This is a genomic window from Priestia sp. FSL W8-0001, assembly GCF_038050335.1.
In the GTDB taxonomy this organism is placed as follows: Bacteria; Bacillota; Bacilli; order Bacillales; family Bacillaceae_H; genus Priestia; species Priestia flexa.
On sequence record NZ_JBBPAL010000001.1, the window covers coordinates 1,600,529 to 1,625,630 of the forward strand.

The following is a 25,102-nucleotide window of genomic DNA, read 5'->3' on the forward strand; positions in this document are numbered from 1 at the left end:
TTTGAGCGAAAAATTATTATTAATTGACGGCTTTAATTTGCTGAGCCGATGCTACTTTGCTACATCATATGGGCGAGAAGAAGCTGATTTACCTCGCAATAGCAAAGGTTTATTTACAAATGCGCTGCGTGTAGTTGTTCAAAAGATGAATAATTTAATTAAGCAATATGAGCCAACGCACATCGTTGTCGCATGGGATGTAAAGCGTAACGAGACAAAACGCAAACAAGCATATAGTTTTTATAAAGAAACGAGAAATGATTTACCAGTATCATTAATTCAACAGTATGAAACGCTGCGTACTTTCTTTCAAACTGTAGGAATTCCTCAGCTCTCAGTTGAACTATATGAAGCAGATGATGTTATTGGTGCCTTTTCGTTAAAATGGACAAAACAAAAACAGTCTCCAGCATATATTTACAGCAATGATCGCGATTTGTTTCAGCTGTTAAATGAGCATGTATCGCAAATTGTGGCGAAGCCAAAAATTGGTGATGTTTTGTATACAGCTACGGACTTTAAAGCTGAATATGGCATATCTCCCACTCAGTGGGTAGATGTAAAAGCTTTGTTAGGTGATAAGTCAGATAATATTCCAGGTGTTCCTGGTGTGGGTGAAAAAGCTGCATTACCTCTTATACAACAATATGGTTCAATTGAAGGAATTTATGCACAGGTTGACGATTTAGATGTAACTTTTAATCGATATAAGAAAAAACTAAAGAGCGGCCAAGAATTAGCTGAATTGAGCCTAGAGCTTGTAAAGATTGATACGGATATTGAAGCGGTTAATCTGACCGAGTGGCCTCAACTAAAATTTGAGCGAAATTTATCACTGTGGGAAGTAGAAATAAACCGGCTAGAACTAAACATTATGCTTCAAACGTAATTTTTAGTAAAATAAAAAAGAGGAAAGCTTGAAAGGAGTAAAAACGTTGCAACCAATTGATAAAGAAAGCGTACAAGCAAAATTAGAAACTTTTTTTCATAAAGATATATATGTTCATCTTGAAACAACAAATGGAGCATATGCGTCTCATGTAAATGCAAAGGCAATGAACGTAGGAGCATTTATCCGCAATGGGAAAGTGAACGTATCAGGCGGCAAAATTACAGGTGGAGGGCCATATCGAGTAGGACTTCAAATTGATTTAGGCTGGATCTATGCGGAAGGCTTAACAGATTGGGAAGTTGATGACCATAACAGATTACTATTAGCGGGCCATGATTCGGATGGTCGTCTAGCCGTTGCGTTTCAATTAAGTGAAAAACCGTTTGAGTAAGAAAGGAGAATTATTGTGCAAGAACGATTATTAATTGTATTTCCACACCCAGACGATGAAGCGTTTGGAGCAGCTGGAGTGATTACGCTAGCAAGGCAAAAAGAAACACCGGTTACATATGCTTGCATTACGTTAGGTGAAATGGGACGAAATATGGGAAGACCGTTGTTTGCTAACAGAGAAACGCTTCCTAAGATTCGTAAAAAAGAACTTCAGGATTTAGCTGAAGTCCTTGATATTCAAGACTTACGTATGATGGGTTTACGTGATAAAACATTGGAGTTTTTAGATATTGAAGATTTTGCCGATCGTCTTGAATCTATTATTCAAGAGGTAAAGCCAACTCATATCATTACTCACTATCCAGGCTTTGCGGTTCACCCTGACCATAACGCAACTGGAGCAGCTACGCTTCATGCGGTAAAGAGAATGCCAAAAGAAGAGCGCCCGATCGTTTGGTGTCATGCCTTCTCACATGATCGCATCGAGCATATTGGTAATCCCGACGTTGTTATCGATGTATCGAGTGTAAAAGCAAAGAAGATTGAGGCATTAAAGGCGCACCGTTCACAAACAGAAGCGATGTTTGACGGCGTGGAGGTTGATGCTTTGTTATCCAACCCGCAGCTTGAAAGAATGCTTCTACGAGAAGAATTCTGGACGTATAAATGGGACGACTAAGATGACAAATCAAAAGGTATTATTTATTGGAGCAGGGCGAATGGCAGAAGCTATTGCGGCTGGGTTAATTCATACGAATGCTTCTATGAATGAACGTATCGTGATGACAAATCAACGCGATAAAAAACGTTTAGCAGAGCTTAAAGAAAAGTATGTTGTGGACGTGACGCAAGATTGGGAAGCAGAAGTTAAAAATGCTACAACTATTGTTTTAGCAATGCCTCCTGAGGTACATGACGAAGTTCTTGAAAAACTCTCTAAGCTTGTAACCAATCAGTTTGTCATTACAGTAGCAGCGGGAATTGGGCCTAGTTATTTAGAAGAGAGGTTGCCAGCTCATACAGCGGTTGCTTGGATCATGCCAAATACAGCCGCTACAATAGGTGAGTCAATATCGCTGTATGCCGTTGGAAGCTCACTGAGTGAAAGTCATAAACAAGCGTTAACAGTTATTTTAAATAGCATAGGATCCTCTCAGCTTTGCACAGAAGATGAAGTGAGATATCTTACCGCTATTACAGGGAGTGCTCCTGCGTTTGTCGCTTATTTCTCAGAAGCATTAATTGATTCAGCTATGAGCTACGGAGTGTCTAAAGAACTTGCCCAAAAGCTTGTTGTGCAGATGATGTCAGGTTCGGCTAATTTGATTAAACATGCAGCAAACCCATCAGCTGTAAGGAAGCAGGTAACAACGCCTGGAGGTGCGACAGCAGAGGGTTTAAAAGTGATGGAGCAGCATCGTTTTAAAGAAATGATTCATCGAGCTGTAGACGCTACCAATTCAAAGGCTAATGGAAGCATTAAAGGTGTAAAGAGAGAGAAACTGAGACATAAGTAGTTCAGTCCTTACTATACCTGAACCATTGAGAGTTCATAACTTTTAATCGTTCAGGTTTTTTGTTGATTGTGAAAACAATGTTGGAAACAGAGTGAAATGGAGCGTAGGACACTCGACTCCTGCGGGAAAGAGAGGGAAAACTGAGATCCCGCAGCGCAGCGAGGAAGCTCAGGTTCCTCCCCGCGGAAAGCGAGTGGCCGTAGCGCAATGGAACGAACGTGTTGAGACAAATCAAAGAGATGGGAACAGCTAGTGTTCGTCTTTTAGAAGCACTCATTTTGTTATGTCCCAGACTCTTTTTTTTGCGAAGAATTAATCAATAAATCGCTTTTTCATATCTGGTGTTGGAATCATGCACTCACTCTGTTTTCCAAACCATTTATAGCGGTTTTTAGCAATGATTTTATAAAAAAAGTTGCGAAGAGGTTTTGGAATGATAATGAAAATAGAAGCAAATTTCCAAGGTGCTTTTAGATGGTTAGCAATTTTTAAAGCAGCAGTGGATTCAGTGTAAAGCTTATTGCCGTCAATATAAACGACGCTATCAAGCTGATTGCTTGATAAGTTAAACTCCCCTAATAAATGAGCGGCAGCTTCTGATTGTAGGGATGCAAATGAAAATAAAGCATGCTGATCGTGCTTAATAATGAATTGAACGCTGTGGTTACAAAGGTTGCACACACCATCAAATAAAATAATTTTTCTCACGTCTAAAAAGCCTCCTGCTCAGGTATCATTTAACCTATTTATACTTGTGTTTTAGCAAAAAGAAAGGTACGTTTAAAAGATGTAAGTAAAATGATCCAAAAAGATACGTTATTACGATTATATAATAAGGACTCAGATGAGTTAAAGGAGAAAGGTATGAAAGAACAAAATGATGTTATTTTATACAACCGAATAAAGCAAAAAGATCAAGCTGCTCTTGAATTGTTATATGACAAGTATGAACGAGTTTTATACTCTTTTGTGTATCGATTAACAAACCAGCCTCATTTGGCTGAAGAAGTTGTACAGGAAGTATTTGTTAAAATATGGCGAGGGAAAGGTATTTATCATGAAGGAAAAGGGAAATTTTCTTCGTGGCTCTTTACAATTGCGCGAAACACAGCGATTGATTTAATTCGAAAGCGAAAATCAGATCCTATTTTTTCAGATGAAGTGTTTGATTATATAGAGGATGAGCAGGCAAAGTCAGATGAAGAAGCAGAGTGGCAAGAGGAAAAGCTTCCAGTCACACCTTCAAACATGTTCAAGCTGTCAAGAAGAGCTCCAAGAACTTGAAATAGTACTTGGTGACTTAACATTTTTAGCAGCAGAGCAAGCGCTTCCTCCAGGTATGAAAGAACGCGTATTAGCAAATGTATTTCATGAAGATGAACGAGTGAGTGAACTATCGCATCATAAAGAAGAAATTAAGCAGAAGAATAAGATAAGGTCTACTAGCAGGTGGATCCCGTTATTAGCAGCGGGCTTACTTTTCTCATTAGTCGGAAATGGGTATCTACTGTTAAAGTCAGACAGTGAGCAGGAGGTAAGTGAGTCTCCGAAACTTTCTGAGCCTGCGACTTCTATTCAAACGGTTACTTTACAGCCGACAAACCCTGAAAAAGGAAAGACAACAGCTTCTATTGTGGACGACAATGGAAAAGCAAACGTGGTCATTCAAGCAAGTGGCCTTCAACAACTTCAAAAAGATGAAGTCTATCAAGTCTGGCTTATTAAAGATGACAAGCCGGTTCCTGCAGGTGCGTTTGTAGCGGATGAACAAGGAAACGGAACAGTGATTTATAAAATGACAGAAGAGCAGCGGAAACAAAAGTGGGATACGATGGCAATTACTTTGGAGCCTAGTGCTAATAATAAATTACCACAAGGTGATATTGTGCTTAGCTCCGCATTATAATTAATAAAAAAAGATATCATCAAATTTTGATGATACCTTTTTTACATACTAGAACAGTAAGTTTGCTACGATAACAGCAATTGGAAGCGTAATAAGCGTACGAAGAATGAAGATGATTACAAGGTCCATAAATTTAATTGGAATCTTTGACCCTAGTAGTAAGCCACCAACTTCTGACATATAAATGAGCTGTGTGACAGACACACACGCGATAACAAAACGAGTAAGCTCACTTTCAATGCTTGATCCAATAACAGCTGGTAGGAACATATCAGCAAACCCAACAACCATAGTTTGAGCTGCCTCGGCTGCTTCTGGTACTTGCAATAAAGCTAATAATGGCTCAAAAGGTAAGCCAATCCACTTAAATAGCGGCGTATATTCTGCGATGATTAACGCAGTTGTACCAATTGCCATTACGACAGGTACAACGCCCATCCACATATCAAGGATGTTTTGAATTCCATCTTTAAAGAATGCCTTAACGCCTGTATTATTCTCTGCTCGATCCAACGCTTTTTTCATTCCCCATGAAAAGGACGTATGCTCTTTTGGAATTGTTTCGTCTGCCACGGTATGATCTTTAGCATTTTCATGATACGTATCCGGTTTTTTTGATAACGGGGGGATACGCGGCATAATAATGGCTGAAACCAACCCAATAAGCAATACCGTTAAGTAGTAAGGAATAATATATGCTTCTAGCTTTAAATATGAAAGAATAACAATTGTGAACGTAATGGATACGACTGAAAAAGTGGTACCAATTACCGCTGCTTCACGCTTTGTATAGTAACCTTCTTCATACTGTTTACTCGTTAATAATACACCAATTGTTCCATCACCTAACCATGATGCAAGACAGTCAATGGATGAACGCCCTGGCAACGTAAAAATTGGACGCATAAATTTTGTAAATAGAGCACCACATAGCTCCAATAAACCGAAATTTAAAAGAAGAGGTAGTAAAAGACCAGCAAATAAAAATACAGAGAACAATACGGGAATTAAATCATATAAAAGCGTCCCACCTGTGTTTTCCGACCAAACAGCCTCAGGTCCAATCTTAAAATAAGTTAAGATGACATATACAGCACCAACCAAGCGCGTAATAGTCCACACCCAACTAACAAGAAAAAGAGAAGATAGAAAAGGACTATTCTTTATAAAATCCGGCTTTGTTAATTTAAATAAGATTGTAAAAACAGCTGTTGCAACAACGATGATTGTCATTATTAATGGAAGCTGACTCTCAAGCATTGCTTGTACAGCATTTGCTAAAATAGCAATAGGGATGGTTAGTTCTCCCTTATAAGAAAAAGGAACAATAAACAAGAAAATCCCTAGTAGAGAAGGGAGTAAGAATATCAATAAAGTTGATAAAGCAAACTTTTTTTCAGTAAGGGGTTGTTTCAATACTTTCACCTCATTATGCACATACATAGTTATTCAAAAGAAGTATGCTCAAATTCCGAAGAAATTAGAGCGGAACCTGGCTGTGTTTAAATGCATAAATCTATAAATTGATTGTATGTTTAAAACAGCAACGTTATAAAAATAACATACTTTATAAGAGAGTAAAAGTTATTAATTTAATTTAAATTTTCGGAATAAAAAGCATTTTTTGATCGCTAGCTGTATTGGGATGAAATAAAAATAAGCAGCTGTTTTACGGCTGCTTATTCTTCGTTAAACTCGATTGCAATTTGCTGGTTTACTTCTTGCTTTAAGAGTTTAATTTCTAATAACCCATTGCGATACTTAGCTTTAATTTCATTTTCTACAAATTGAAAAGGAAGTTTAATCGTACGCATAAATACACCTGTATGGCGTTCATTGATTTTCAAATGTGGTTTTGCAACTTCATAGGAGTAGGGGAGCTGACCTTGAATTGTAAGCGTGTTGAGCTCTACTTTAATTTCTACATCCTTAGCTGACTGAAGACCTGGAAGTTCAGCCACAATAATTCCTTCTTTCTCAGTTTCATATAAATCAACTGCTGGGAATTTTTTAGGGAGAAGTGTGGTAAAGTCGTTCCAAAAGTGAGTCCCTAACATTTCTTCGACTTTGTCATGTAGAGAACTCCAATCTAAATCATCAAAGTGTTTTGACATGATATTTGCCTCCTTAGTCAGTAATAAGTGATTATTTATAGAATGTTATGGGTTCATTTTATATATATGAAGGAATCATTTCTTTTTTGACATGATTTTTGAATGTTGTTCATTGGTGGTATGTCATCTTTAACGAGGCGAGATAGTTGAAGAAATCCCCTATGATGGTATATATTATAAAATAAGGAACATAAGTTCTTGTTTTAGCTGTAAAAAAGTTTCAAACGGAGTTAAATATTTAGACTTATGTTATGAAAAGCAGGATTATGAGAGAATAAGAAAGTATAATTATTATATAGCGATTGTCAAGTAAACTTGAAGCGGAGGTATACCTATGAGAGAAAAACGAACGTCTAGTGGGTTCCTATTAAAGCAGCGTGCTTTTTTAAAGTTATATATGATTACAATGACCGAGCAAGAACGCTTATATGGACTCAGGCTTTTAGATGTCCTGCGTGAAGAATTTCGACCGTTTGGTTTTAAACCTAATCATTCGGAAGTATATAAAGCATTACATGATTTAATTGAAGATGGTGTATTAAAACAAGTAAAAAAGAAGAAAGAAGGAATGAAGCTGCAGGAAGTAGTATATTACAAGTTTGCAGCGGGCGGAGAGGAAAAAGCAAAACTATATAAAAAGCAGCTAAAGGTAGAACTAGAAAGATGTGAGGCAATGATTCAAAAAGCCATTCGCGATAACTTTAGCGTTGTTTCAAGAGGTATTCAATCATGAATACCTCTTTTTAACTGAAAAAAAGATATTTGTAAAGAGGGAATTTCGTCCAATTCACGTTAGGAAAAGTTATATTATGGGTCAGCAGTAGTGAAAAAGATGGATTTATAGGTATAAAATGGTTTAAATACACACTTTTAACATATATGGATAGATTATTTTTTAAAGACTATGTACTATTCATAAATAAAGGTTGAATTGATATGATACAAGTTGTACATAAATTTTAAAAACAGAAATGCCTTATTTTGAGATTCAAAATCCATGTATGAGGACCAAATAAGAGCATTTTAGAACTGAGGATGTACAAGAGTTTATTGCATAAGGTGAACATTTTACATCGTACGAAAGGAATGGAGATTATGAAGTCTACAGGTATTGTAAGAAAAGTAGATGAATTGGGTCGAGTTGTAATTCCAATCGAATTGCGACGAATTCTAAATATTAATACAGGTGATCCAGTCGAAATATACGTTGATGAAGACATTATTATTCTACAGAAATATAGCCCATATGGTGCTTGTGCCGTAACTGGTGAAATTAAGAGTGATAACCTTACGTTCGCTAATGGAAATGTCGTGCTAAGTAAAAAAGGAGCGGAACAACTTCTGAACGAACTTCAACGTACTTTAAACAAATAAAAAAGAACGTCATTGGACGTTCTTTTTTATTATGCAGTTTTCGAAGCCTGGGCTGATGAAATAAAGCGCTTTTGAATCGTCTTAAGCCGATAGCTTAATCCAATTGCACCTACAGCCAAACCACTAATCAGTCCAATCCAATATCCAAAAGCTGCAAGTCCTGTATAATTTGCCAATATATATCCTAGTGGTAAACCAATTACCCAATATGAAATCAACGCCATAAAAAAGGTAATGTTCACATCTTTATATCCTCTCAGAGCCCCTTGAATCGGTGCTTGAATTGCATCCGATAATTGAAAAAAGACCGCATAAATTAAAAAATGAGTTGTTAATGCCAACACTTTGGGATCTGTTGTGTATAAAGCAGCTACTTTTTCTTTAAATAAAAATAAAAAGACTGCACCTAAAAGAGCTAAGCAAACGGCAAGTAAAATACCGATACGACTGTACATCTTTGCATCTTCAAAACGCTTAGCACCAGCTTCAAATCCTACAACAATTGTTAAGGCCATTGAAATGCTGAGCGGAATCATATACAGAAACGATGCAAAGTTTATTGCTGCTTGGTGAGAAGCAATTGTCACCGTATCATATGCGCTCATAAACAATGTAACGGCTGAGAAGATACTTGTTTCAAAAAAGATAGCAAATCCAATTGGAATGCCGATCCCAAGTATTTCTTTAAATGAAGGCCAAGCGGGTTTATAAAATGTACGAAATACCTGAAATGATTGAAAAGGATCTTTTCTGGTGATAATCCAAATTGCCACGAGCAAAATGCACCAATAAGTAATAGCCGTAGCATATCCAGCTCCAACGCCTCCAAGCTTAGGGAAACCAAATTTTCCGAAAATCAATAAGTAGTTTAACGCAACGTTAATAGGCAAGCCAAGAAGGGTAATAAACATCGATGTTCTTGTTTGACCCAGTGCATCAATAAAGTTACGTAACACGGTATAAATGAATAGAGGAAAAATACCAATTGATAACGCCACTAAGTAATCTAACGCAATCCGAGCTACGTTTGGATCTAGATTCATAGCGTTTAAAACGGGGTTTACGACAAAGAATCCAATAACAATAACAATTAAGGCCATGATAATTGAAACATATAGTCCCTGAACAACTGTAAAAGCGACATTTTTCTTTTTATCAGCCCCAATCAGCTGAGCTACAATAGGAGTTATGGACATTAAAATACCACTTAGTCCAGTAAATACAGGCATCCAAAGGCTTGAGCCAATAGCAACTCCTGCTAAATCATCTGCTCCTACACGACCCGACATCATCGTATCAAAGAAGCTCATTGAAAACATACCGAACTGCGTCATCAAAATAGGTAATAAGATAAATAAAAACTGCTTCATTTTTTCCGTTTTAGAGAATGTTTGATTCATGTTTGTACTCCTATCCGTCAAGTTCACACGAGAAAAATTATATCACGATGAGGCTTGTTTTTGCGAAAGAATAGTTAATATATTACTATTAAATAAAAACAAGGAGGCATTATAATGGATTTAAATTTAAAAGGTAAAAAGGTGCTCATAACAGGTGGAACGAAAGGGATTGGTCAAGCAATTGCTGTGCTCTTTGCAGAAGAAGGAGCAGATGTTGCGGTTGCAGCTCGAGGTGAAGATGACTTAGAGCGTTTAAGTCAGAAATTTACCAACATCCGTACATATAAAGTAGATGTGACGAAACAAGACGAGCGCATTCAATTGATTGAAAATGTCGTAAAAGATTTTCAAGGTATCGACATTTTAATTAACAATGCAGGCGGAAGCAATGGAGGGCAAGCGCTAGAAACAGATTTATCATTGTTTTATGAAGCGATGGAGCTTAATTACTTTTCTGCGGTTCATTTAAGCAAGCTTGCAGCAGAGTATATGAAAGAACGAAAAACAGGTTCCATTGTAAACATTACATCTATTTTTGGCCGAGAAAGCGGAGGTAAAGTAACGTATAATAACGCCAAGTCTGCTTTAATTAGCTTTACTAAGTCATTTGCGGATGAAATGATTTCCTATGGCATACGCGTTAACAGCATTGCGCCTGGAAGTATTCTACATGAAACGGGTAATTGGAAGAAACGGTTAGAAGAAAATCCTGAAAAAATTAATCAGTTTGTAAAAAATGAAATTCCAGCAGGTCGTTTTGGAACCGTGGAAGAAGTAGCTAACGCTGTGGTTTTTCTAGCATCTGAAAAAGCTTCGTGGATTGTTGGAGCAAGCTTAAATGTAGATGGCGGGCAGTCAAAAATGAATTTTTAATAGCAAAAAGCCTGCATTCCAGCTCTTTAATCTGAGCAGGTGTGTGGGCTTTTCATCATTATTATCCGATATGCTTTTTATTAATAGAAGGTAACTGAAAATCTTCATTAATTGCATCAGCAGTTAGCTGCCCCGATAGAGTGACCATCGGAACGCCACCGCCAGGGTGAGTAGAACCACCAACAAAGTATAAATTTGATAGAATTTGACTACGAGCAGGGATTTTAAAACCACCGTTCTTTTTACGATCGGTTGCTACGCCGTATATAGAGCCTCCATTTGCGCCGTATAGCTGCTGGATGGTGTTTGGTGTGAACCTTTCTTCAAATTCAATGCTATCACGTAGGCCTTCAAGACCCATCGCTTCAAGTTTGGTAAGAACGACATCTCGGTATTGTTCTTCAATAACGTTCCAGTCTTCACCTTCTTTTAATGAAGGAACGTGCGTTAAAATGAATAAGTTTTCTTTTCTTTCGGGCGCTTGTGTCACGTCAGATTTAGATGAAACACCAATATAAATCGTTGGATCTGAAGCAATTTCACCTTCATTAAAAATCGTATCAAATTCTTGCTTTTGATTTTTTGAGAAAAAGAAGTTATGGTGAGCAAGCTGCTCGTATTTTTTGTTGGTTTTGAAATCATTTCGTTATGGACCATCATCTTACTTTCTATATATACTTAAACGTAATTTTGTGTAAGCATATGGCGTGAAACAAAATGATTTACAACTGTTTCGTTTCAATTCTATTTGGGTAAAGAAACCGGAAGTAAAACTACTCGGTTGTTTTCTTCTTCTCGATCCTCTAAGTTATAGATGATGTACCAGTCATAACAACGACATTTAGAATAGTATTTCAATGAAAGAACAAGAAGTCCTTTTTCTTAAGAAAAAAATGGAATGGCATAAGATATAGAATTCATGGTGTCCAGCGTATTGTCAGTGTGTAGGAATGGCAAACTTAACATAATGGTGATAAAAAGCTTGAGAAAAATATAAATTGAACATAAGGATAAATTTATTTTTAAGTAGATGTTTGTACAGGCTGGGCATATAAATAGAAGAAGCAATGAACTAGTTATTTTTTCATGTTTTCAATAAAATATACAGCAAGAGTGTTGACAATTTTTTTTAAAGAGTTAAAATGTGAAAGAACAGTTTAGCTCTCTTACAGTTTTTGTAAGGGAGATTTCTTTTTACGAATTTAGACTAACATCCATCCAGATTTACGTCTAAAATAAATGAGCTCAAATTTCAAATAGATATAGAGGTGGGAATATGAAACAGCTCATGACAAACGGAAAAAACATTTTTGTTAAGCAATTACCGTTGTTTTTAGTTGCAGTATTGTTATTTTGGATTAAAACTTATGCCGTTTATCAAATTGAATTTAATTTAAGTCTTGAGAATTTTATCCAAAAGTTTTTACTATTTATGAACCCACTCGGTTCAGCAATTATCTTTTTTGCTTTTGCCTTACTATTTAAAGGGAGAGGAAAGGTACGAGCATTACTAGGTATTAACTTCTTATTATCATTTATTTTGTACGCAAACGTTGTGTACTATCGATTCTTTAATGACTTCATTACAGTACCTGTTTTAACTCAATCAAATAACTTTGGTCAATTAGGTGGAAGTGCAATGGCTTTAATTCAGCCAACAGATATTCTGTATTTCATTGACTTCTTTGTTTTAATTGCACTTATAATGTGGAAGAAGTTTGATTTACCTACAACAATTAGTAAACGTACGGTAACAAGCGTATTTTTAGTTGGGGTTCTAGTTGTAAGTGCAAATATTGCCATTGCAGAAACAGATCGTCCACAGCTTTTAACACGTACGTTTGACCGTAACTATTTAGTTAAATATTTAGGTGCATATAACTATACAGTTTATGACATTATTCAAAGCTCGAAATCGTCAGCTCAACGAGCTCTAGCTGACAGCAGTGACGTAACAGAGGTTGAAAACTACGCAAAAGCAACTTACGCTGAGCCAAATGAAGAATACTTTGGTAAAGCTAAGGATATGAACGTAATTTATATCTCACTTGAATCATTACAAACATTTATGATGGGATATGAATTAAATGGTGAAGAAGTTACGCCATTTATGAACTCACTTAGAAATGATAAAAATACGCTTTATTTTGATAACGTGTTCCATCAAACAGGTCAAGGTAAAACATCGGATGCTGAGTTTATGGTAGAAAACTCAATATTCCCATTACCTCAAGGATCAGTTTTCACAACAAAGGCAAATAACACGTATCAAGCTGGATCTGCTATTTTAGGCCAAAACGGTTATACAAATGCAGTATTCCATGGTAATGGTAAGACATTCTGGAACCGTGATGAAATGTACAAGTCATTTGGTGTTGATAAATTCTTCGACTCAGCATATTACGATATGAATGAGGAAGATACGCTAAACTATGGTTTAGAAGATAAGCCATTCTTTAAAGATTCTATGCCTTATTTAAAAGAATTAAAGCAACCATTTAGCGCAAAATTTATTACGCTATCTAACCATTTCCCTTATCCATTAGATGAGGAAGATCAAACAATTGAGCCGCATACTACAGGCGATAAATCAGTTGACCAATACTTCCAAACGTCTCGCTATTTGGATGAGGCATTAAAGCAGTTCTTTGATGATTTAAAAGCTTCTGGCTTATACGATAACACGATGGTTGTTATGTATGGTGACCACTATGGTATTTCTGAAAACCATAAGCGTGCAATGTCTGAGGTTCTTGGTAAAGATGTAGGTGACTTTGAACAAGCGCAATTACAGCGAGTACCACTATTCATTCATGCTCCTGGTCTAGAGGGTGGCGTGAAGCATACGTACGGTGGTCAAGTTGATATTCGCCCAACAGTTATGCACCTATTAGGTATTGATACGAAAGACTATATTGACTTTGGTACAGACTTACTTTCAAAAGACCACCAGGAAATTGTTCCGTTTAGAAACGGTGACTTTGTAACTCCTGAGATTACAAAAGTGGACCAAAAAGTATTCAATAACGAAACTGGTGAGCAATTACCAGAAGAAGAAGCAAAAAAATATGATAAATACGACGAACTGGTAAAACAAAAGCTTGAGCTGTCCGATAAGCTTGTATATGGTGACTTATTACGTTTCCATACCCCAGAAGGCTTTAAACCAGTAGATCGTTCTCAATATGATTACAATAAGCGTGACTAAGAAAAAAGCGAAGGCAAACATGCCTTCGCTTTTTTTATGGGAACTGAAACTTATTTGCTCTTCGTTCGTATATAACGTATAAAGGTAATTTATTTTAGAACTAGGAGTTAAATGGTATAATATTCTTATCATAATAAGTGAAACGTAACGATTTTAAACATAAATAGAGACGATAAGGAGTGAGCGGACATGAAAGTGGTGACATTTTTAAAACGATTGTTTATCGTATGGGCTGTTGGTACAGCTACGATTCCAATTAGTTATTTAGGGTTTGGTGTAGGGATTGGTGATAGCATTTTATTAAGCTTTGGTACGGCTGCACTAACAGCAATATTCTTCGTTTTTAAAAGCGCTAGAATTGCATATAAAGACCCTTATAGAGAAGAACTTGCTTATATCAAGCATCAGGCTCGTGAAGCACGTAAGCAATTAAAAGTTATTAGCAGTTCTCGCTTTAAGCTAAAATCAATTCACATGTGGACAGAGCTTTCTAAGCTATATAGAGTAGGGAAAAGTATCGTTGATATGGTTGAAAAAGAGCCTGCGCGCTATAAAAGTGTTCAGCCATTTTTTACGAACTATTTGCAAGCAACGGTGACGGTTATTGAACGCTACGTATTTTTATTATCTAAACCTACAAAAAGTATTGATGTAAAAGAAAGTATTCATGAGGCTGAAAATGTGATACATGAACTGTCAACACAGTATGACCAGCTTTTAAATTCTGCACTTTCTCAAGATGTGCTAAGTTTAGATGTAGAAATGAAGGTTTTAAAACAACATTTTCAAAATGAAGAAGAATATGCGCCAATAAATCGAATGAAATAAGGGTGGGGTTTATATGAAAGAAGTGGAAAAAAAACAATCGCTAGATGAACTTTTAAATGATCCGTTTGCATCACCAACTTTGGCTACTCAGCTTGACCAACCGGTAGCTAAGCAGCTTTCAACATACAATAACTTAGCCCCTGAATACCAAGAAAAAGCACAGAAAATCGCCGAGCAAATCGATTATAAAAACCAGCAGGCTATTCTTCAATATGGAGTAGCCGCACAGTCGGAGCTTTCGCAGTTCTCTCAGTCTGTTTTACAGCATGTGCAAACGAAAGATACAGGTCCTGTTGGAGATGTGATTGCTGACTTAATGTCTAAAATACGTCAGGTGAATCCAGATGATTTCACAACGAAGAAAAAAGGATTTATCAGCAGAGTATTTTCTGGTTTGTCAAAGCCAATTCAAAATTTATTAACAAAATATCAAAGTATTAACGTTGAAATTGATAAGATTGCGGATAAATTAGAACGTTCAAAGCAAATGCTTTATCGTGATATTACAATGTTAGATAGTTTGTATGATAAAAATAAACAGTTTTATGATGCGTTAAATATTTATATCGGAGCTGCAGAGTATCGATTAGAAACGCTTAGAAATGAAGCGTTGCCGGCACTTCAGCAGGAAGCAAAAGCAAAAAATGATTACTTGATGGCTCAGGAAGTAAATGATTTAAGCCAATTCATTAATCGTTTAGAAAAGCGCGTTCATGATTTAAAGTTAAGTAGACAAATTGCTGTTCAAAGTGCACCGCAGATTCGCTTGATTCAAGAAGTAAATCAAACGCTTGTAGAAAAGATTCAAAGTTCTATTTTGACCGCAATTCCCCTTTGGAAAAATCAAATTGTAATTGCGACTACACTGCTGCGACAAAAAGCTGCAATGGAAGCTCAGAAACAAGTATCTAAAACAACAAATGATTTATTAACACGTAATTCAGAAATGTTAAAGCAAAATACAATTGAAGTAGCAAAAGAAAACGAGCGAGGAATAGTAAATATTGAAACGCTTAGACAAACACAATCAGATTTAATTACTACGCTTGAAGAAGTATTAAAAATTCAAGAAGAAGGCCGTACAAAAAGAACAGAAGCAGAAGCAGAGCTGTATCAAATGGAAGCTGACTTGAAAACAAAGCTAATGGATTTAAAATAGACTCAAAAAGCCGAACACCTTTGTGTTCGGCTCAGACTGTAGACAAACTGGAAGAAATCCAGTTTGCCTACAGTCTTTTTTATTTTACAATGGAAGTACTACATAACTTGAGGTGATTGACATGCTTTCGAAACATAATCCCATTCAACGAGATCAATTAGAAATGATTACGTTAAATCAATTGGTACCGGCCAGCCACTTGGTTCGTAAAATAGAGGCAGCACTTGATTTTTCGTTCATCTATGACTTGGTGAAGGACATGTATTCAGAAATCGGTCGTCCCAGTATTGATCCTGTCATCTTAATTAAATTGACCTTCCTTCAATACACGTTTGGAATCCGGTCCATGCGCCAAACGATTGAACAAGTGGAAACCAATATGGCCTATCGCTGGTTCCTTGGGTATGGTTTCCACGATAAAGTGCCTCATTTCTCTACGTTCGGAAAAAACTATGAACGCCGTTTTAAAGATACCGATCTGTTTGAACAGATTTTCTATCGCATCTTAAAGGAAGCTGCCGAGAAAAAGCTAATCAGTGCCGAGCACGTTTTCGTGGATTCGACCCATGTTAAAGCGAGTGCGAACAAACGCAAATTTGAAAAGAAAGTCGTTCGCAAAGAGACACGCGCGTATCAGGAACGCCTTCAAGAAGAGATTAACCAGGACCGGGAAGATCACGGAAAAAAACCATTTCCTCCGGACAAGTTTGAGAAGGAAGAGAAGAAAGAAATCAAAGAAAGCACCACCGATCCAGAGAGTGGTTACTATGTGAAGGATGAACGGACGAAGCAGTTCGCCTATTCTTTTCACGCAGCCGCGGATCGTAACGGTTTTGTGCTTGGCACCATGGTCACACCTGGCAACACACATGATAGTCAGATTTTAGAGCCATTGGTCGGAAAGGTCATCGAGAGAGTCGGAAAGCCTGAAGCGGTCGCCGCAGATGCCGCGTACAAAACTCCTGCGATTACCCGTTACTTATTGGAACAGGGGATGACCCCTGCCTTGCCATACACACGACCACGTACGAAAAAAGGTTTTTTCCGAAAACATGACTATGTGTATGACGAATACTTTGACTGTTATCTTTGCCCGGCAGGTGAGATCTTGGCCTACTCGACAACGAATAAAGAAGGATATCGGGAGTACAAATCGCCAAAACAGATTTGTGCGACATGCCCATTTTTAGCCAGATGTACGGAGAGTAAAGACCACCAGAAAGTGGTGACGCGTCATATTTGGCAGGAATACGTAGAAGAGGCAGACCATCTTCGCTATCACGCAGAGGTGAAAGAGATTTATGCCAAACGTAAAGAAACCATTGAGCGTGTATTCGCAGATGGAAAAGAAAAGCATGGCATGCGTTGGACAACGTTAAGGGGACTTAAAAAATTGTCGATGCAGGCGATGCTTACTTTCGCTGCCATGAACCTGAAGAAGATGGCCAACTGGACGTGGCAAGGTCCAAAAATGGCCTAAATGATGAACTCGAAGAGGTCTGTCTTTTTATTAAATAGCTTCAAATCCCATAAAAAGCTAAAAAGGGGTTCGGAATGAGACCATTCCGAATCCCTTTTGTCGACAAACTGAGCCGAACACCTTTGTGTTCGGCTTTTTGAGTTTATAAATTTTCAATCGAATTAGCCATTTCTAAAAAGGCATTAACATTTTCTGTTTCAACCGGAGTGAAGATGGTGAGCCGCATAGCTGGACGCTTATCAGATGCCTTCACTAAATATGAAGTAGTTCGGTTCTTGTCGTTGCTGGCTGAATGTACACTGTGGAATGAAAAAGTCTCATTATAAGACGTGACAGAGCTTTTTTGAACGTCAGTTGATACAGCTTCTAATCCTTTTAGAGCTTCTTGTTCTACCTTGTCCCAATCTACGTTATCAGGAAGAACTTCAATACGCATCCACAGCTTATCGTTAGCATCGTAGTAAATAACATCTTTTCGTGGTTCTTCTTCTGTAAACGTATATCCTTCTAAGACATATAAAGAATATTTTTGGTTTTCACTAGTTTTTAAAAACCCCATTTTTTCTTCTTGCATACCTTCGTTTTCATACGCCATCATCTGTTCAGGAAGACGAATGGTTTGTTCATCAGATGAAGTGTCTGAGGATTCTTTCGATGTTTTTTCTTTTGGAGATTGATCACTTGTACTATGAGAAGAATTATGGGACTTAGAGTTTTCTTGTGTTGTTCCACAAGCCGTCAGCATAATTGCTGTAAACAGAACTAACAAATATTTTTGCACACTATCTCTCCTTTAATTGAATGCTATTAATCATAGTAAACAATTCTTGTTCATCAGGTGAATGTTTTTTTATATTAGTTATAATAACTAGTATTTGTGCTTTGCTAGGAGCCTTTACGATATATAAGGCCGCTTTTTCTTGATCAGTGTAGGCTTCAAAAGCAGTAATGAGTGGCTTCTTAATATGGTGCTGATCGGCAATCATTTTAGCTTTTCCGAATTGTTCTTCAAAAGTAGATGTAGCCGTATTAACCGACGTAAGTTTATTTGCTGTATCGACTTCTAAGACTTGAATTCTCATCCAAGTATGAGGTGAATGCGTAGAGAAAATAATGTCTTTTCCTTCTTCTTCTTTTTGTAATTCATAGTCAGGTAATACATTTATTGAAAAGCCTTGATGACTGGACGTACCTTTTCTAGCGTTTTCTTGCTCACTTGCTAAAGGCAATATGTTCGTTTTTGTTTGAAGCGCACTAAGCGTAAAGATAAACAGAGCTACTATTACTATTCGATAGATCATATACAGTCTCCTTTATCTATAGTGAAATTGTCAAAATCAACCCTTCAATGAGTATAGTGTTCAATTTCTTACATTTTTCCCCATTCCATTAAAAGTAAACGCAATACGGTTGTTTTTATCGATTTGTTTTCATTTATTTGGGAGAACCTAAAAGAACATTCTAAAAAGAAAGAGAGTGGATGTCGAGTGAATCAAAAGTCGAAACAAGAGGAGTTGTCAAAGCATTCGTATGTATGCAGTGAATCATTTTTTGAGAATGACTTACGAGCCATTGTCATATCACAACTAGAGCAAGATCAAATAGAGAAACAAGAAAGAAGGTAAGCGTATGAAAAAAGGTTGTTTGCTTCTTTGCGCACTTCTCTTTTTCACAGGTGCATCGAACGGACAAGCAGCAAAGAAAAGCCGCTTTTACTATGAGAAAAAAGGTGATATTGTTTGGGAAATTCCAACAAGTGAAGAAAAGATTATTGCATTAACGTTTGATGATGGACCTGATCCAACGTATACGCCACTCATTCTAGATTTATTAAAAGAATACAATGCAAAAGCTACATTCTTTGTTTTAGGTGACCGAGTTACTCAATATCCTACAATTGCTAAAAGAGAGGTTAAAGAAGGGCATGAACTTGCAAATCATACGTATAGTCACTTAGAAGTTCGTGGTAAAGATACTGTAAAAATAGAAGGTGAGATTGAAAAGGCTGATGACAAAATTCAGCAGATAACGGGTATTAAACCCTATCTTTTTAGGCCACCAACTGGTTACTATGATGATAAAGTGGTGAAAGCAGCTAAAAATCAGCAGTATACTGTTGTATTATGGTCATGGCATCAAGACACATTTGATTGGAGAAACCCTGGTGTAGACAAAATTGTTCATCAAGTTCTGAAAAATGCAAGCTCTGGCGACATCGTTTTGTTTCACGATACAGGGGGGGATCGCACGCAAACGGTTCAAGCACTGAAACAAATACTGCCTGAGCTAAAGGAAAAAGGATATCGTTTTGTCACAATTTCAGAGCTTTTGAAGCATCATCCAAACTACGAATCGCTTTATTTAATGCAAAAGGAAAACAAAAACAAAGGCACTCCTTTAAAATAGGAGATGCCTTTGTTTTTTAAGGGGTAGATACATCCTCTTCGAGAGAGGTTTTTTTCTTTTGGAAATATTCCGTAACGCGCTCGCGTTTCTTTTTAGAAACAAGAACGTACAGAGTATCGCCAGAAAAGATTTTAGTATTTCCGCGAGGTGTAATTAGCTTTTCTTCACGGATAACAGCCGTAATTAAAACATCTTCTGGCAAGGGAAGTTCTTCAAGTGATTTTCCAGAGATTGCGGCATCTGGAACCAGCTTTAGCTCAATCATTTCATTATTGGTTTTGCCCATCGAAACAAGTTCTAAACTGTGTGGAACCACTTCTTTTTCACCATCTGAGAAATTCAAGTAATTGGCTAACGGAGAAATGGTTGCTCCTTGTAATAACGCAGAAGTAAGAACAACGAAGAATACCACGTTAAAGATAAGTGTGCTATTTTCAAGGCCAGCCATCATTGGATATGTAGCTAGAACAATTGGAACGGCTCCTTTTAGTCCTCCCCACGAAATGAATAGCTGCTCTTTCATTGTATATTTAGTGAAAAGCATGCTGATGAAAACACCTAATGGTCGAGCAACGAGCATTAATAAAAACGACAATAAGATACCTTGCCATGTAACCTCAATAAGCTCTTTTGGAAAGACGAGTAGACCTAAAATAATAAACATAAGAATTTGCATCATCCATGCAAAACCTTCATTAAAGCGTACAATTGCATGACGATATGTTAAATGGGAGTTTCCGATAATAACAGCCATTATGTAGACAGCTAGCAATCCACTTGCTCCAATAAAAGCAGTGACGCCATATGTTAAAGCTGCTAAAGCAAGAGATAATACTGGGTAAAGACCGGATGAATCTAAATTAATGCGATTGATAATCCATACGGAAGCTTTTCCGAGCACTAATCCCATTAGTAACCCCATTCCCATTTGCCAGAAAAAGTCGAAGAAAAGAGTAAAGATAGGTGATTCAGGTGCTTGGATTAGTTCAATAATTGAAACAGTTAAGAAAATCGCCATTGGGTCATTTGAACCTGACTCTGCTTCTAGAGTTGACGTGAGCTTTTGACGAATGTTTTTAGATCCTAAAACAGAAAAGACGGCTGCAGCGTCAGTAGATCCAACGATTGCTCCAAATAATAAGCCTTCTAGCCAAGTAACATCCAAAATGTACTTTGCTAATACACCGGTTACAACAGTTGTAATTAAAACTCCTAATGTAGCAAGAGAAATAGAAGGGCGAACGACGCTTTTGACGTCGGTCCACTTTGTTTGAATACCACCATCAAATAGAATGATAATGAGAGCAATTACTCCGACACCTTGTGCTAAAAGAGCGTTGTCAAAGTAGACGTAATGACTGAGTATCATACCAACAATAATAAACAGTACGAGGGAAGGTAGACCTAAACGCGAAGAGAATTTTGCTGTTAAGACTCCCGTAACTAGAAGAATGGATAAAAGGAAAATTAAATTGTCAATCGTAAAACTCAATGATTGTTCACCTCTTTTTCATAATTAAGTTGAATTTACTTTTGAATGGATAACAGATGAAAAGCTGCTAATAAACGTCAAATTCATTATATTCCTCCTTATAATAACCAAATCTACAGCAAAAAAGAAGCTGTATCAATAAAAGTATACCATAATCGTCAGAATAGAAGAGATTATTATGCTTCAGTATTTTTTAATAAAAAAGAACCCGGTTATATAACCGAGTTCTCTCATTATTATTTAAGATCTTGCTGGTAATAAAGCTCAGGTGCTTTAAATGGTTTTCCTTTTTGTGTTTTTGGTCCTTTATGATCTGGTCGAGCGCGATCATACACGGCAGTTCCCACAATTTCAGCGACATCTTGAAGTTTTTCTTTACTAATTTTGTCAATGCTATCTTCTGGTGTATGGTACCATGGTTCAGCTGGATCATGGATAAATAGTGCAGCAGGAATGCCTGCTTCTGCAAACGGAACATGATCACTGCGTCCACCCTCTGAATATGGAGTAGCCGCACCATTTAGGCGCAAGCTTGACGCCTGAGCTAATTTTGTTACAAAGTTAGCTTTTCCATCTGCTGTTTTTAATACTAAATCACCAGCATCGCGGCTCCCAACCATATCTAAGTTAAACATACCAACGATACGATCTTTCTCATCGTGAGATAAACCATCCACGTACTCTTGAGAACCAATTAAGCCAAGTTCTTCAGCTCCAAACGTTACAAAGCGTAGCTCCGTATCTGTTGGTAGAGATTTTAATACGCGAGCTAATTCAATGACCATTGCTGTTCCAGATGCGTCGTCGTTTGCACCAGGCGCACCCTCAACTGAGTCATGATGAGCCCCAATTACGATGATATCATCCGTGTTGCGTTTTTTTTCAGTTGGTGATTTTGTTGCGGTTACGTTATATGAAATACGCTCACTAACTTCAGCACCTTCAATATTTACAGTAGCTGTTAGATTGCCTGCTTTTATTTTTTCAAGAAGCTGTTCACCCTCCGCTTTTGGTAAAGCTACAGCTGGTACATAACCATCATTAGCTCCACCAAGCGTCCCGTTTAACTCACCGTCAGCATTATTATAAATAATAACGGCTTTGGCTCCTTTTTCAGCTGCATTTAATACTTTTTCACCAAAGCTAATAGAGCCACGTTGAATCAGTGCAATTTTGCCTGTCAAGTCTTGATTCGTTAACTCTTCTTTTGTTCCAAGGCCAGCATCAACAACTTCAGCGCTTACATTACCGTTTATGCTATATGTGAAAGCGCTAGGTGAATAGCTTGTCCCATCAGCTGAAAGTTCAACTTTAGATGCTTCTGTATAGCCAACGAATGTAAATGGCTCGACGTTTGCTTTATAACCAAATGATTTTAATTTCTTTTGAATATACCAAGCTGCTTTATGTTCAGCTGCAGTTCCAGCTACGCGAGGCGTTTTTGCTAAATATTCAATATCATTGTAGATGTTATCTACATTAATTTTGTTGAGCACCTTTTTATCTACCGCATTGTAAGCTTGACTCGCTGAAGCTTGAGTAGCAGGAGCAGCTGCAGTATATGTACTAGATATTGAAAGGGCTAAGCTTGTTGCTAGAGCAACGGATACAATTGTCTTTTTTGTTCTTTTCATTGTGTTCCTCCTTTGGGAAATTATAGATACAACTTAAAATTTATAATATTCCCAAAAATAAAAAAAGGGTAAATATTCCTATTTAGTTTGATTGTTTTAAGGTAAAATGCTATTTTTTATGTCTGAAATTATAAAATTGAGAAGAGGTTGTAAAAGAAAAGTAATCAAACCGTTATCGAATTCTTATTGATAAAGTTTCATGGACATGATGTAATAAAAGAAATAAGTGAAGCAGGAAGGGTAAAAGAATGAGAGATGCATGTCAAAAGATTATATTGCCATATACGCCTGAGAATCTAAGAATGTTACTGTTACAAGTTTGTGATGATGAAAATATGTTTTCGCATCAAGAGCTCGCTTATTGGTGTGATAAATTTACGTTACATTATTATGAATACGATGCAGATGAAAAGCAGTGGATGAGTGATATGCAACAACCTGATGCGCGCCAAGACTTGGCAAGGTCGTATGCCATTGCAAAAGATATTGGTTGGCAGTGGTATTATTATATGTCAAGGGGGACAACGCTGTCTGATATACAGTATACAGATTTACACTACTTAGAGCTCCCAAAGCATTTATTTGTTAGATGGCTAAACGAACTGTATGAAATGTAAATACATATGCGAAACATCCCGTTACAAAGGGATGTTTTTTTGTATGCTAAAGCTTTAACGATGATAAATATAAAAATTGGCGAGCAATTAGAGTGAAAAATCGTAAAAAACACAAAAACCGAGTTGACTTATTGGAATTCTTATAATATAAATAAAGGAGACTTATATTTGGAAAGTGTTGTAGGAGGAATTATTTTGACTTTATTATTAGTTATTCTTAACATCATTATCATGCTGGCATTAATCGCTGGTTTATATATGATGCAAAAAAAATACGTTTCATTTTCAAAGCGTGTATTCACTGCTCTAGGACTTGGAATTGTATTTGGGTTTGCTCTTCAATTGGTATATGGACCAACTTCAGAAGTGACAGCTCAAACATCAGATTGGTTTAGTATTGTTGGTAGCGGTTATGTGAAATTTCTTCAGATGATCGTTATGCCACTTGTGTTAGTTTCGATTGTGGCCGCATTCACTCGCTTAAAATTAACGAGTAACATTGGGAAAATCAGCGGTTTAATTATTGGGATTTTAGTTGGAACAACAGCCATTGCAGCAGCAATTGGGATTGTGACAACAACGGGATTTAACTTAGAAGCTGTTCAGATTGAACAAGGAGCAGCTGAAACCGAGCGTGGAGCAGCATTAGAGGAGAATTTGTCAGGAATGCAAGCCCAAACAATTCCACAACAAATCATTGAATTGTTGCCTGCGAATCCATTTTTAGATTTAACAGGAGCACGACCAACTTCAACAATCGCAGTGGTTATTTTTGCTGCATTTATCGGAATTGCTTATTTAGGCGTAAAGCGTAAAAAGCCAGAAGAAGCAGCTCTTTTTTCAAAGGTTATTGATATGATTTATGCAATTGTAATGCGCGTTGTTACATTAATTTTACGCTTAACGCCATATGGTGTATTAGCCATCATGACAAAGACAATCGCTACGAGCGATATTGATGCTATCGTGAAGCTTGGTAAATTTGTTATTGCGTCTTATGTAGCGTTAGGAGCAATGTTTGCTGTTCACTTACTTTTACTAACGCTTGTCGGTGTTAACCCGATTATGTATGTAAAAAAAGCATTTCCAGTTTTAACATTTGCTTTCACATCTCGTACAAGTGCAGGGGCTTTACCGCTAAATGTGAACACACAAACGAGACAGCTTGGCGTTCCAGAAGGAATTGCAAACTTCGCAGGGTCATTTGGTTTATCAATTGGTCAAAATGGATGCGCGGGTATTTATCCAGCAATGCTAGCCGTTATGATTGCACCAACAGTTGGTATTAATCCTTTATCACCATCGTTTATTGCCACACTAATTGCTATTGTAGCTATTAGCTCATTTGGAGTAGCAGGTGTTGGTGGAGGTGCAACATTCGCGGCACTTCTTGTTTTATCTGCACTAGACTTACCAGTTGCACTTGCAGGACTTCTTATTTCAGTAGAACCTCTGATCGACATGGGGCGTACAGCATTGAACGTCAGCGGAAGTATGACAGCAGGTGTTATAACAAGTAAAGTAACAAAAGAATTAGATACAACAGTTTATAATGATAAAACAATTTCGCCTGAAACGGCAGAAGCATAAAAAAGCTGGGACATAAGTATTTCGGTCAATGATTTATCCGAACTATCGTGAGTTAACTACTTTCGATAGCTCGGATATTTTTTTGTTTGGAAAACATTTTGAACGAACTTGTTCTTACAGCTTAACGATTGTAGAAACGTCATGATCGGTCTTTGAGAAGGAAACATTTAATTATGTCTCACTCTCTTTCTTTGTGAGAAGATTAAAATTTCTAAATAA

At 37.1% G+C, this 25,102-nt stretch carries 24 protein-coding genes and 1 pseudogene; 16 read left to right on the forward strand and 9 right to left on the reverse strand.

Translation table 11 applies throughout. The features are described 5' to 3' along the window. The first annotated feature begins 1 nt into the window (after position 1). Genes MKZ18_RS08465 through proC form a run of 4 tightly spaced genes read left to right on the forward strand, consistent with a single transcriptional unit; the run spans position 2 to position 2,802 of the window. Positions 2–889 (forward strand): 5'-3' exonuclease, encoded by an 888-nt coding sequence (locus MKZ18_RS08465; protein ID WP_076513688.1) that lies wholly within the window; start codon positions 2–4, stop codon positions 887–889. Positions 890–935: 46 nt separating this feature from the next. Further along, positions 936–1,283, forward strand: a complete 348-nt coding sequence (locus MKZ18_RS08470) for a YojF family protein (RefSeq protein ID WP_340842569.1) — start codon at positions 936–938, stop codon at positions 1,281–1,283. Between the two features lie 15 nt (positions 1,284–1,298). Then, entirely contained in the window at positions 1,299–1,964 is a 666-nt protein-coding gene (gene bshB2, locus MKZ18_RS08475; protein WP_025907714.1) for a bacillithiol biosynthesis deacetylase BshB2, read from the forward strand. Position 1,965: 1 nt separating this feature from the next. Continuing rightward, complete coding sequence (gene proC, locus MKZ18_RS08480) at positions 1,966–2,802, forward strand: pyrroline-5-carboxylate reductase (RefSeq protein WP_283880779.1); 837 nt, start codon at positions 1,966–1,968, stop codon at positions 2,800–2,802. A gap of 312 nt (positions 2,803–3,114) precedes the next feature. Here the strand turns inward: proC and MKZ18_RS08485 are convergent, their stop codons facing one another. Further along, a complete protein-coding gene (locus MKZ18_RS08485) occupies positions 3,115–3,510 on the reverse strand; it encodes a thiol-disulfide oxidoreductase DCC family protein (protein ID WP_025907716.1) in 396 nt (131 codons plus the stop codon). 156 nt (positions 3,511–3,666) lie between these two features. Here MKZ18_RS08485 and MKZ18_RS08490 point away from each other — a divergent pair, with 156 nt between their 5' ends. Together MKZ18_RS08490 and MKZ18_RS08495 are read left to right on the forward strand one after the other, a co-directional pair. Next, positions 3,667–4,086: an RNA polymerase sigma factor gene (locus tag MKZ18_RS08490; protein WP_340842568.1), complete on the forward strand. Its 420-nt coding sequence runs from the start codon at positions 3,667–3,669 to the stop codon at positions 4,084–4,086. After that, positions 4,001–4,708, forward strand: coding sequence for an anti-sigma factor (locus tag MKZ18_RS08495; RefSeq protein ID WP_340842567.1), 708 nt, complete (start codon positions 4,001–4,003; stop codon positions 4,706–4,708). The genes MKZ18_RS08490 and MKZ18_RS08495 overlap by 86 nt, the downstream gene beginning before the upstream one ends. A gap of 48 nt (positions 4,709–4,756) precedes the next feature. Here MKZ18_RS08495 and MKZ18_RS08500 read toward each other — a convergent pair whose 3' ends face one another. Together MKZ18_RS08500 and MKZ18_RS08505 are read right to left on the reverse strand one after the other, a co-directional pair. Next, entirely contained in the window at positions 4,757–6,133 is a 1,377-nt protein-coding gene (locus tag MKZ18_RS08500) for a YjiH family protein (RefSeq protein WP_374700379.1), read from the reverse strand. Positions 6,134–6,387: 254 nt separating this feature from the next. Further along, positions 6,388–6,822 carry an Hsp20/alpha crystallin family protein gene (locus MKZ18_RS08505; RefSeq protein ID WP_025912110.1) on the reverse strand — a complete coding sequence of 145 codons (435 nt, stop codon included), beginning with the start codon at positions 6,820–6,822 and terminating at the stop codon, positions 6,388–6,390. 334 nt (positions 6,823–7,156) lie between these two features. Between MKZ18_RS08505 and MKZ18_RS08510 the strand changes: the two genes are divergently transcribed. After that, on the forward strand, positions 7,157–7,555 hold the full coding sequence (locus MKZ18_RS08510) for a helix-turn-helix transcriptional regulator (protein ID WP_025912109.1): 399 nt from the start codon (positions 7,157–7,159) through the stop codon (positions 7,553–7,555). Positions 7,556–7,917: 362 nt separating this feature from the next. Beyond that, complete coding sequence (locus tag MKZ18_RS08515) at positions 7,918–8,196, forward strand: AbrB/MazE/SpoVT family DNA-binding domain-containing protein (protein WP_186317458.1); 279 nt, start codon at positions 7,918–7,920, stop codon at positions 8,194–8,196. A gap of 29 nt (positions 8,197–8,225) precedes the next feature. Here the strand turns inward: MKZ18_RS08515 and MKZ18_RS08520 are convergent, their stop codons facing one another. Then, positions 8,226–9,596 carry an MATE family efflux transporter gene (locus MKZ18_RS08520; RefSeq protein WP_062687177.1) on the reverse strand — a complete coding sequence of 457 codons (1,371 nt, stop codon included), beginning with the start codon at positions 9,594–9,596 and terminating at the stop codon, positions 8,226–8,228. A gap of 114 nt (positions 9,597–9,710) precedes the next feature. On the opposite strand from MKZ18_RS08520, the gene MKZ18_RS08525 reads away from it, so the two are divergent. After that, positions 9,711–10,469 (forward strand): SDR family NAD(P)-dependent oxidoreductase, encoded by a 759-nt coding sequence (locus tag MKZ18_RS08525; protein WP_025909168.1) that lies wholly within the window; start codon positions 9,711–9,713, stop codon positions 10,467–10,469. A 61-nt stretch (positions 10,470–10,530) separates the two neighbouring features. Here the strand turns inward: MKZ18_RS08525 and MKZ18_RS08530 are convergent. After that, positions 10,531–11,097, reverse strand: a pseudogene (locus MKZ18_RS08530) (phytoene desaturase family protein); the annotation flags it as partial. Between the two features lie 648 nt (positions 11,098–11,745). Here MKZ18_RS08530 and MKZ18_RS08535 point away from each other — a divergent pair. The 4 genes from MKZ18_RS08535 (at position 11,746) to MKZ18_RS08550 (ending at position 17,144) form a co-directional block, all read left to right on the forward strand. After that, positions 11,746–13,677, forward strand: coding sequence for an LTA synthase family protein (locus MKZ18_RS08535; protein WP_035320382.1), 1,932 nt, complete (start codon positions 11,746–11,748; stop codon positions 13,675–13,677). Positions 13,678–13,866: 189 nt separating this feature from the next. Beyond that, positions 13,867–14,505 carry a 5-bromo-4-chloroindolyl phosphate hydrolysis family protein gene (locus tag MKZ18_RS08540; RefSeq protein WP_144593786.1) on the forward strand — a complete coding sequence of 213 codons (639 nt, stop codon included), beginning with the start codon at positions 13,867–13,869 and terminating at the stop codon, positions 14,503–14,505. Between the two features lie 13 nt (positions 14,506–14,518). Continuing rightward, a complete protein-coding gene (locus MKZ18_RS08545; protein ID WP_025909165.1) occupies positions 14,519–15,664 on the forward strand; it encodes a toxic anion resistance protein in 1,146 nt (381 codons plus the stop codon). Positions 15,665–15,785: 121 nt separating this feature from the next. Continuing rightward, complete coding sequence (locus MKZ18_RS08550) at positions 15,786–17,144, forward strand: IS1182 family transposase (protein WP_144594447.1); 1,359 nt, start codon at positions 15,786–15,788, stop codon at positions 17,142–17,144. 142 nt (positions 17,145–17,286) lie between these two features. Here the strand turns inward: MKZ18_RS08550 and MKZ18_RS08555 are convergent, their stop codons facing one another. Together MKZ18_RS08555 and MKZ18_RS08560 are read right to left on the reverse strand one after the other, a co-directional pair. After that, entirely contained in the window at positions 17,287–17,925 is a 639-nt protein-coding gene (locus MKZ18_RS08555; protein ID WP_119543551.1) for a hypothetical protein, read from the reverse strand. 1 nt (position 17,926) lies between these two features. Continuing rightward, on the reverse strand, positions 17,927–18,445 hold the full coding sequence (locus MKZ18_RS08560) for a hypothetical protein (protein WP_025909163.1): 519 nt from the start codon (positions 18,443–18,445) through the stop codon (positions 17,927–17,929). Positions 18,446–18,773: 328 nt separating this feature from the next. On the opposite strand from MKZ18_RS08560, the gene MKZ18_RS08565 reads away from it, so the two are divergent. Then, on the forward strand, positions 18,774–19,550 hold the full coding sequence (locus MKZ18_RS08565) for a polysaccharide deacetylase family protein (RefSeq protein WP_076513699.1): 777 nt from the start codon (positions 18,774–18,776) through the stop codon (positions 19,548–19,550). A gap of 16 nt (positions 19,551–19,566) precedes the next feature. On the opposite strand, the gene MKZ18_RS08570 is transcribed toward MKZ18_RS08565, so the two are convergent. Together MKZ18_RS08570 and MKZ18_RS08575 are read right to left on the reverse strand one after the other, a co-directional pair. Then, positions 19,567–21,042: a potassium/proton antiporter gene (locus tag MKZ18_RS08570; protein WP_144593788.1), complete on the reverse strand. Its 1,476-nt coding sequence runs from the start codon at positions 21,040–21,042 to the stop codon at positions 19,567–19,569. A 236-nt stretch (positions 21,043–21,278) separates the two neighbouring features. Continuing rightward, positions 21,279–22,676: a M28 family peptidase gene (locus MKZ18_RS08575; protein ID WP_025909160.1), complete on the reverse strand. Its 1,398-nt coding sequence runs from the start codon at positions 22,674–22,676 to the stop codon at positions 21,279–21,281. A 248-nt stretch (positions 22,677–22,924) separates the two neighbouring features. On the opposite strand from MKZ18_RS08575, the gene MKZ18_RS08580 reads away from it, so the two are divergent. Further along, positions 22,925–23,293 carry a hypothetical protein gene (locus MKZ18_RS08580; RefSeq protein WP_025909159.1) on the forward strand — a complete coding sequence of 123 codons (369 nt, stop codon included), beginning with the start codon at positions 22,925–22,927 and terminating at the stop codon, positions 23,291–23,293. A gap of 195 nt (positions 23,294–23,488) precedes the next feature. Further along, positions 23,489–24,883: an L-cystine transporter gene (locus MKZ18_RS08585; protein ID WP_025909158.1), complete on the forward strand. Its 1,395-nt coding sequence runs from the start codon at positions 23,489–23,491 to the stop codon at positions 24,881–24,883. Positions 24,884–25,102: the final 219 nt, after the last annotated feature.

Coding starts and splice junctions, on each gene's coding strand:
- MKZ18_RS08515 (WP_186317458.1), top strand. CDS start 7,918: ATGAAGTCTACAGGTATTGTAAGAAAAGTAGATGAATTGGGTCGAGTT.
- MKZ18_RS08550 (WP_144594447.1), top strand. CDS start 15,786: ATGCTTTCGAAACATAATCCCATTCAACGAGATCAATTAGAAATGATT.
- MKZ18_RS08510 (WP_025912109.1), top strand. CDS start 7,157: ATGAGAGAAAAACGAACGTCTAGTGGGTTCCTATTAAAGCAGCGTGCT.
- MKZ18_RS08520 (WP_062687177.1), bottom strand. CDS start 9,596: ATGAATCAAACATTCTCTAAAACGGAAAAAATGAAGCAGTTTTTATTT.
- MKZ18_RS08575 (WP_025909160.1), bottom strand. CDS start 22,676: ATGAAAAGAACAAAAAAGACAATTGTATCCGTTGCTCTAGCAACAAGC.
- MKZ18_RS08505 (WP_025912110.1), bottom strand. CDS start 6,822: ATGTCAAAACACTTTGATGATTTAGATTGGAGTTCTCTACATGACAAA.
- MKZ18_RS08525 (WP_025909168.1), top strand. CDS start 9,711: ATGGATTTAAATTTAAAAGGTAAAAAGGTGCTCATAACAGGTGGAACG.
- MKZ18_RS08560 (WP_025909163.1), bottom strand. CDS start 18,445: ATGATCTATCGAATAGTAATAGTAGCTCTGTTTATCTTTACGCTTAGT.
- MKZ18_RS08540 (WP_144593786.1), top strand. CDS start 13,867: ATGAAAGTGGTGACATTTTTAAAACGATTGTTTATCGTATGGGCTGTT.
- MKZ18_RS08545 (WP_025909165.1), top strand. CDS start 14,519: ATGAAAGAAGTGGAAAAAAAACAATCGCTAGATGAACTTTTAAATGAT.
- MKZ18_RS08490 (WP_340842568.1), top strand. CDS start 3,667: ATGAAAGAACAAAATGATGTTATTTTATACAACCGAATAAAGCAAAAA.
- MKZ18_RS08495 (WP_340842567.1), top strand. CDS start 4,001: ATGAAGAAGCAGAGTGGCAAGAGGAAAAGCTTCCAGTCACACCTTCAA.
- MKZ18_RS08565 (WP_076513699.1), top strand. CDS start 18,774: ATGAAAAAAGGTTGTTTGCTTCTTTGCGCACTTCTCTTTTTCACAGGT.
- proC (WP_283880779.1), top strand. CDS start 1,966: ATGACAAATCAAAAGGTATTATTTATTGGAGCAGGGCGAATGGCAGAA.
- MKZ18_RS08580 (WP_025909159.1), top strand. CDS start 22,925: ATGAGAGATGCATGTCAAAAGATTATATTGCCATATACGCCTGAGAAT.
- MKZ18_RS08535 (WP_035320382.1), top strand. CDS start 11,746: ATGAAACAGCTCATGACAAACGGAAAAAACATTTTTGTTAAGCAATTA.